General features: G+C 41.1%; 5 protein-coding genes. All 5 read left to right on the top strand.

The window, feature by feature from the left end:
- Nucleotides 1–1,618 precede the first annotated feature (1,618 nt).
- The 5 genes from AKJ31_RS22180 to AKJ31_RS22160 all read left to right on the top strand — a co-directional run bounded on the left by AKJ31_RS22180 (nucleotide 1,619) and on the right by AKJ31_RS22160 (nucleotide 6,284).
- On the top strand, nucleotides 1,619–2,218 hold the full coding sequence (locus AKJ31_RS22180) for a hypothetical protein (protein ID WP_053411163.1): 600 nt from the start codon (nucleotides 1,619–1,621) through the stop codon (nucleotides 2,216–2,218).
- Between the two features lie 767 nt (nucleotides 2,219–2,985).
- Entirely contained in the window at nucleotides 2,986–3,291 is a 306-nt protein-coding gene (locus AKJ31_RS22175; RefSeq protein ID WP_072161426.1) for a YkgJ family cysteine cluster protein, read from the top strand.
- Nucleotides 3,292–4,421: 1,130 nt separating this feature from the next.
- The gene (locus AKJ31_RS22170) at nucleotides 4,422–4,694 is read left to right on the top strand and encodes a hypothetical protein (protein ID WP_025794334.1); all 273 of its coding nucleotides are present in this window, start codon (nucleotides 4,422–4,424) and stop codon (nucleotides 4,692–4,694) included.
- A gap of 149 nt (nucleotides 4,695–4,843) precedes the next feature.
- The gene (locus AKJ31_RS22165) at nucleotides 4,844–5,623 is read left to right on the top strand and encodes an NYN domain-containing protein (RefSeq protein WP_053411162.1); all 780 of its coding nucleotides are present in this window, start codon (nucleotides 4,844–4,846) and stop codon (nucleotides 5,621–5,623) included.
- Nucleotides 5,624–5,759: 136 nt separating this feature from the next.
- Nucleotides 5,760–6,284, top strand: coding sequence for a hypothetical protein (locus tag AKJ31_RS22160; protein ID WP_053411161.1), 525 nt, complete (start codon nucleotides 5,760–5,762; stop codon nucleotides 6,282–6,284).
- Nucleotides 6,285–6,909: the final 625 nt, after the last annotated feature.

Genomic DNA, 6,909 nt, shown 5'->3' with positions numbered 1-6,909 from the left:
ACCCCTTAATTGGGCGTTATGCGACAAGGCAAAATTTTAGGTTTCTTCTAATTTAATCTCTCTGGCAATTCGCTTTTGGGTTTCGGCAAATCAGTATTGTCGGCTCAAATTCTTGAATCACTCCAACCGTAAAACATGCCAAAGTTCGTGATGTTGCCTCATTCAAAATTGTATTTTGTCGGGGAAAGTTTTTCAGGCGTAAAGTGTGGAAAGGGCAAGTTTACAGAAAGTCCGTATTCGCTGAAATTCCGGCTCGTTAGGTTTCTCACAAGTAAAAGCCAAATCTTCGCTTTAATGTCGTGTTCCGCGCTTGTGGCGGCCTTTTCACAAAACGTTGAATTCGCTGGTTCTTGAATCACAAAAAGTTACCTACGCGTTTGTGGTTTTTCGTGTTTAAGGTAATGTTTTCGTTGGCCAATTTAGCGTTTGCGTACACCTCGCATAACAAACAATTTAAGCAGATTCGCAACGCGTGGCAGTTTTGGTTTGCAGTGAGTTTTGTGTTTAAGGCGCAATGCGGTAGCTTTTGTATTGCGTTGCTCACTACTTAATTGGGCGTTAGTTGCCAAGGAGAAAAACGCAGCTTAAACAGAATGTTTAGAGTTAAAGTTAGTGTGTTTTTGGTGGGGTTTCGTACTTCAATTTTGAATCGTTCGGGGTTGTGAAAATCGTTCTCAGGTTTCTTTTGTGGTTGGATTTTCTGTTTCAGAAACCGGATCACTGGTCGAGAGTCAGCTCTGTGACACTGTCTTTTCAAATGAGCGTTTTGGTGTTGTTAATCCGTTTTCTACGGCGCTTTGAGTTCCAAGTGGTTTCAGTGACAGGCGCTTTGAAACTGCGCCTGATTTGAGTTTTCCAAAATACGTAAAGCAAGTGTTGGTAAAGCGGCAATCAACTTCAAATCAAAGCTTTAGGTTTGGCAACTAACAAAGCATTCAAGAGGGATTCACAACGCTTGGCAGTTTTGGTTTGAACTGGCTTTAGTGTTTACGGCACAATGGTTTAGGTTAGGTGGTGGCGTTGTTCACCCCTTAATGCGGCGTTATGCGACAAGGCAAAATTTTTAGGTTTCTTTAAATTTAATCTCTTTGGCCATTCGCTTTTGGGTATCGGCAAATCAGCATTTTCGGCTCAAATTCTTGAATCACTCAAACCGCAAAACATGCCAAAGCCCGTGATGTTGCCTCATTCAAAATCGCATTTGGTCGTGGAAAGTTTGTCGGGCGCAAAGTGTGGAAAGGGCAAGTTTATGGAAAGCCGGTATTTGCTGAAATTCTGGCTCGTTGAGTTTCTCACAAGCAAAGCTTATTCTTCGCTTTAATGTCGCGTTCCGCGCTTGTGGCGGCATTTATGCGAAATGTTGAATCCGTTGGTTCTTGAATCACAAAAAGTTATCTATGCGTTTGTGGTTTTTCGTGTTTAAGGTAATGTTTTCGTTAGTCAATTTAGCATTGCCGAAAAATCGCATAACAAACAATTTAAGCAGATTCGCAACGCGTGGCAGTTTTGGTTTGCGGTGAGTTTTGTGTTTAAGGCGCATGCGGTAGCTTTTGTATTGCGTTGCTCACTACTTAATTGGGCGTTATGTGCCAGAGCCTCAATATAACAAGGAGTCATTTTGGAAAAGTTTAAAACGTTGGATGAGGTACTTCTTCCTGACCCTAGGCAGGAAGTATTTCAAGTTTTTGATACAGAGTTCCACGACTTTCGCAGAAAGGAGCTATCTGATATTCATTCGGCACTATCTGAAATCAACTTGGATGATAACGTACCTCAAAAAGTCAGAGATCACTTCACGACGTCAAAGCATTTATCACTTTATTCTTGGTTCGTTTACCGCTTTATTCCTGTCGCGGAATTTCATGCCATCGCATCTTTGGAGTTTGCATTGAAAGAGAAAACAGGGAAGCCCAAATGGGGGCTTAAGCGCTTGCTATCTCATGCCGTGAATAGTCATTGGGTAGAAGACAATGATTTTGAGATTCATCGAAGATCAAAAGAGAAAAATAGGTATCGTGCAGAAATGTGGGCAGAAGTCGGGCATTCACCCGACTATCAAGAGCCTGAATCCAAAGAGGGTGAATATACTTCTATTCTCGTAGAGTCTATGCCTTATATAAGGAACGAATATGCTCACGGTAGTAGTACCATTGCCCCACAAGGCTTTTTAACTCTGACAATTTGCGCTGACTTTATCAATGCAGTTTACAGAAAATAGGCACATAACAAGCAATTTAAGAGGGATTCACAACGCTCGGCATTTTTGCTTCTACTTCAAATTTAGTGTTTATGGCACAATGCGTTAGGTTTGGGCGGGTGCGTTGTTCACCCCTTAATTGGGCGTTAGGCGACGGGCAGGAAAGTTCTTTGTTCTCATCTTCTTAGTTCTCTTTGAGCTTTCGTTTTTCTATGTCGGCAATTCAACATTGTCGGCTCAAATTCTCGAATCTCTCTGGCCGTAAAACATACCAAGGTTCGCGGGTTGCCTCATTGGTTTTTACAGTCGGTTGGTTGTGAATTTCACTGGCTCAAAGTGTGGAAAGGGCAAGTTAATTGAGGCTTTTGTTCTCGCTTTAAGTTTGCAGCTTTACGTCTCGCTTCCTCAAAAGCGACTTGAACGCTGAAAGTCTTTATTTCGTGGTTGTTGAAATTTCGGCTGAAACATAGTGGCTTTTATGGTTCTTGAATCACAAAAAGTCAGTGGGTGTTTGGTTGCTTATTTTGTTTCGGGTAATCTGCTTTCAAAACAACTTAAATACTAGTGGAAAACTTCGCCTAACAAGGCGTTTAAGGCGGATTCACAACGCTTGGCGATCTCAGTTCAAGTTAGGTTAAGTGTTTAAGGTACAATGGTTTAGGTTTGGTGGCTGGCGTTGTTCACCACTTAACGCGGCGTTATGGCTCACAAGGTCCGCAATCTCAGAAATGAAGGTTGTTCACTTCAAATTACGGTATCATGCACAATTGACTAAACTGTAGTTACTTATGCTTATACCAACTAATACACCTTCTTCCTCAAATGTATCTTCCTCAAATGTATCTTGCTCAAACTGCAAAGCTTGCTGCTGCCGTCTTGAAGTTATGATTATCTCGGATACTGGCGTGCCTGAAGAGTTCATCGCACGTGATCAGTATGGTGGTGAAACAATGATGCGATTAAATGATGGGTGGTGTGCGGCTTTAGATAGAGACACTCTAATGTGCACAATTTATGAAAATCGCCCTTGGATATGCCGCGAATTTGAAATGGGTTCTAATGAGTGCTTAGATGAACGTGTTAAGTTCATCTAAAACAGTCGGTTAATCTTGTAGGTCATTCGTGAGTTGTAAGCCATAACAAAGCGTTTAAGAGGGATTCTCAACGCTTGGCAGTTTTGGTTCAAAGTTTAGCTTTTGTGTTTATAGCACAATGGTTTAAGTTGGGTGGCATCGCGTTGTTCACCCCTTAACGCGGCGTTATACGCAAAGTGAGTTTTGCTGATTATTCCTTGTGCCAAAGTCACCTTTTCTTGTGGTTCATCACTTTGTATTTCCTTGTGTTTTCGTTAAATCATCAGGTAATGTCCCCGAAGCCTTCTCGCTCAAATTCGACGCGGTAGTGTTTGTTGAAACTCAGCTCTATCAAGTTGTCTGCCCAAAAGCTTACGTGCTTGCTGAAGTTCTGTTTTCTTTGGTGTTGTGTGTTTCAAGTGCGCTTCAATCAAAAATCGCTGAATGTCTTAGTCTCACAAAAGTGCATCAATACACATAAAAATTCGTGCTTACAAAGTGGGGCTTGGCTTAAAATCGTAGCTTCAGCGTTGGGCGTATAACAAAGCATTTAAGCGCGATTCACAACGCGTGGCATTTTTGGTTTGCGTCGAATTTTGTGTTTAAGGCGCAATGCGGTAGCCGTTGTATAGCGTTGTTCACGCCTTAATGCGGCGTTATACGCAGAGTGAGTTTTGCTGATTATTCCTTGTATCAAAGTCACCTTTTCTTGTGGTTCATCGCTTTGTATTTCCTTGTGTTTTCGTTAAATCATTAGGTAATCTTCCCGAAGCCTTCAGGCTCAAATTCGACGCGGTGTGTTTGTTGAAACTCAGCCCTATTAAGTAGTCTGCCCAAAAGCTTACGTGCTTGCTGAAGTTCTGTTTTCTTTGGTGTTGTGTGTTTCAAGCGCGCTTCAATCAAAAATCGCTGAATGTCTTAGTTTCACAAAAGTGCATCAATACACATAAAAATTCGTGCTTACAAAGTGGGGCTTGGCTTAAAATCGTTGCTTCAGCGTTGGACGTATAACAAAGCATTTAAGCGCGATTCACAACGCGTGGCATTTTGGGTTTGCGTAGAATTTAGTGTTTAAGGCGCAATGCGGTAGCCGTTGTGTATTGCGTTGTTCACGCCTTAATGCGGCGTTATGTGTAAAAGGATTTCGAGGTATGAATCAAGAAAAGTTAGTGGATGTTTATATTCCAGCTCTCGTTGCTTTGTTAACCAGAGCAGAAGAAATTGCAAAGCGGCCTCTTTCAGAAAATGAAGTTTTGAGAATAAGAGATAAAGCAACAAAAGTAAGCCAGCCTCTATCTGGCATGCCTGCATTTCTAAAGCAGCGAGGTTATCATGACATTTATGCCCCCGAAGCTTGGGAAGAATGGAAGCTCTACAGAGAAGGTAAGTTAGATTTATCCATTGGTGACGATAAAAACACATAACAAAGCGTTTAAGGTGGATTCACAACGCTTGGCAGTTTTGGTTTAATTTCGCTTAAGTGTCTACGGTGCAATGGCTTAGGTTAAGTGGGCTGCGTTGTTCACCACTTAACGCGGCGTTAGGCATCAGGTCGAATATGGAGATAATTTAGTTGATAGATATAAACTCAGAAAAGAAGATAGCGGTTCTTATTGATGCAGAAAATGCACAGTATGCCGTTTTAGATTATGTACTAAAAGAGCTTTCTAAACATGGGCATATATTAGTTAAAAAAGCTTATGCGGACTGGAGCTCCGACTGTTTGAAAAATTGGAAGCAACCACTAAACGAACTTGCTATAAATCCTATTCAACAATTTTCTTATACACAAGGCAAAAATTCATCTGATGCTGCAATGATCATTGATGCGATGGATCTGCTTTATTCTGATAAGTATGATGCCTTTGCCTTAATAAGTAGTGACAGTGATTTCACTAAGCTTGCATCTAGGTTAAAGGAATCTGAGATTTATGTATTTGGTGTTGGTGAAAAGAAAACGCCAATTGCATTTAGAAATGCATGTGATGACTTTATTTATACCGAAGTTTTAAAAGATCGTTATGCAATTAAAGAAGAAACTTCAGTGCAAAGTACAGTGATACCCAAAAAGTCCGAGTCTAGGGAATTACGTAACAAGTTAAGAGGTGATACCAAACTTGTAAATACTCTCCGTGGAGCGGTAAGTGAATATCAAGATGAAAATGGTTGGTCACTGTTAGCTACTTGTGGAAGCTTAATCAAGCGACAGTATCCAGACTTTAGTCCAAAAAACTATGGTTTCAATACACTAACTCAGTTAATTGAAGCCACCGAGTTGTTTGAGGTAGATCGTAGGGACTCTGGTTCAGGTATCGTTGATGTCTATATCCGAGACCAGAGAAAAGCTGCCTAACAAGCAATTTAAGAGGGATTCACAACGCTTGGCACTTTTGCTTCTACTTCAGTTTTAGTGTCTATGGCACAATGCTTTAGGTTTGGGTGGAGGCGTTGTTCACCCCTTAATTGGGCGTTATGTTGAAGAGGTAAATATGGCAACAGCAGAAACAATTGACTGGGTGAGATTAGGTATATTATCAATAGGTGCGACGGTTGCATTATTCACTTACGCAGCGGGACAACGTCAAAGAAAATTGGAGAACAGTTTAAAGTTATTAGACCTTTTTAAGCAAAATTTAGAAGAGTCTGATCTTAGCAATTGGAAGAGTATATTCAGAGCAAGCTCTGAGCCATCAGGAGCTAAAAAAGGGCACTATGTAGTTTCAGGTGGTCATCAAATTCCATTGAATTACCTTTTTAGCGAAGGTCCAGATGATCATGGGGCCACTAGCAGAATTAGTGAGCAGTTGGATTTGATTTGCTATGAAATTTTAAAGGGGGCTGTTGAGTTGCGAATTCTCTATTCAAATCTAGGGCAGTTAATGGATGTTATTTATAAGTGGTATGGGCAAGAAAGCTTCTTTCAAAAGAGCTATCCAAGTTTTAATAAAGTCATGCTCAAAAAAAGAAAGAAAATGGCAAAACTTGCAAGGAAAACCATCGCATATTGTGAGTAACAACATAACAAAGCGTTTAAGACGGACTCCCAACGCATGGCGTTTTCGGCTTACTTTAGTTTAAATGTTTATGTCACAAAGGGTTAGGTATGGTGGTTGGCGTTGCTCACCACTTAACGCGGCGTTAGTTGCCAACGAGGAAAACGTACCTAAAGCAGAATACTTAGGGTTAACATCCGTGTGTTTTTGGCTAGTTTTTCGTATTTCAATTTCTAGTTATTAGGTGTTGTGAAAATCGTGCTTTGGTTCCTTGCGCGATTTGGGTTTTCTGTTTCAGACGCTGATTAGCTTGTTGAAAGCCTGCTCTGCGGCATTGTCGTTCCAAAAGGTTTGTTTGGTGTATAAAGTTCGTTTTCTACGGCGTTGCGTGTTCCAAGTGGTTTCAGTGACAGGCGCTTTGAAACTGCGCCTGATTTGAGTTTTAAAAAATACGTAAAGCAAGTGTTGGCAAAGCGGTAATTAAATTCAAATCAAAGCGTTAGGTTTGGCAACTAACAAAGCATTCAAGAGGGATTCACAACGCTTGGCAGTTTTGGTTTGAATTGGCTTTTGTGTTTACGGCACAATGTTTTAGGTAGGGTGGTGGCGTTGTTCACCCCTTAATGCGGCGTTAGTTGCCAACGAG

Source organism: Vibrio hepatarius (assembly GCF_001274785.1).
GTDB lineage: Bacteria > Pseudomonadota > Gammaproteobacteria > Enterobacterales > Vibrionaceae > Vibrio > Vibrio hepatarius.
Note: the sequence above shows the minus strand (reverse complement) of the source record. Positions and strands in the feature narration are given on the sequence as shown.

Bases quoted from the DNA above. Each gene is read 5' to 3' on its own strand.
- AKJ31_RS22160 (WP_053411161.1), top strand. From the start codon at position 5,760: ATGGCAACAGCAGAAACAATTGACTGGGTGAGATTAGGTATATTATCA.
- AKJ31_RS22175 (WP_072161426.1), top strand. From the start codon at position 2,986: ATGCTTATACCAACTAATACACCTTCTTCCTCAAATGTATCTTCCTCA.
- AKJ31_RS22170 (WP_025794334.1), top strand. From the start codon at position 4,422: ATGAATCAAGAAAAGTTAGTGGATGTTTATATTCCAGCTCTCGTTGCT.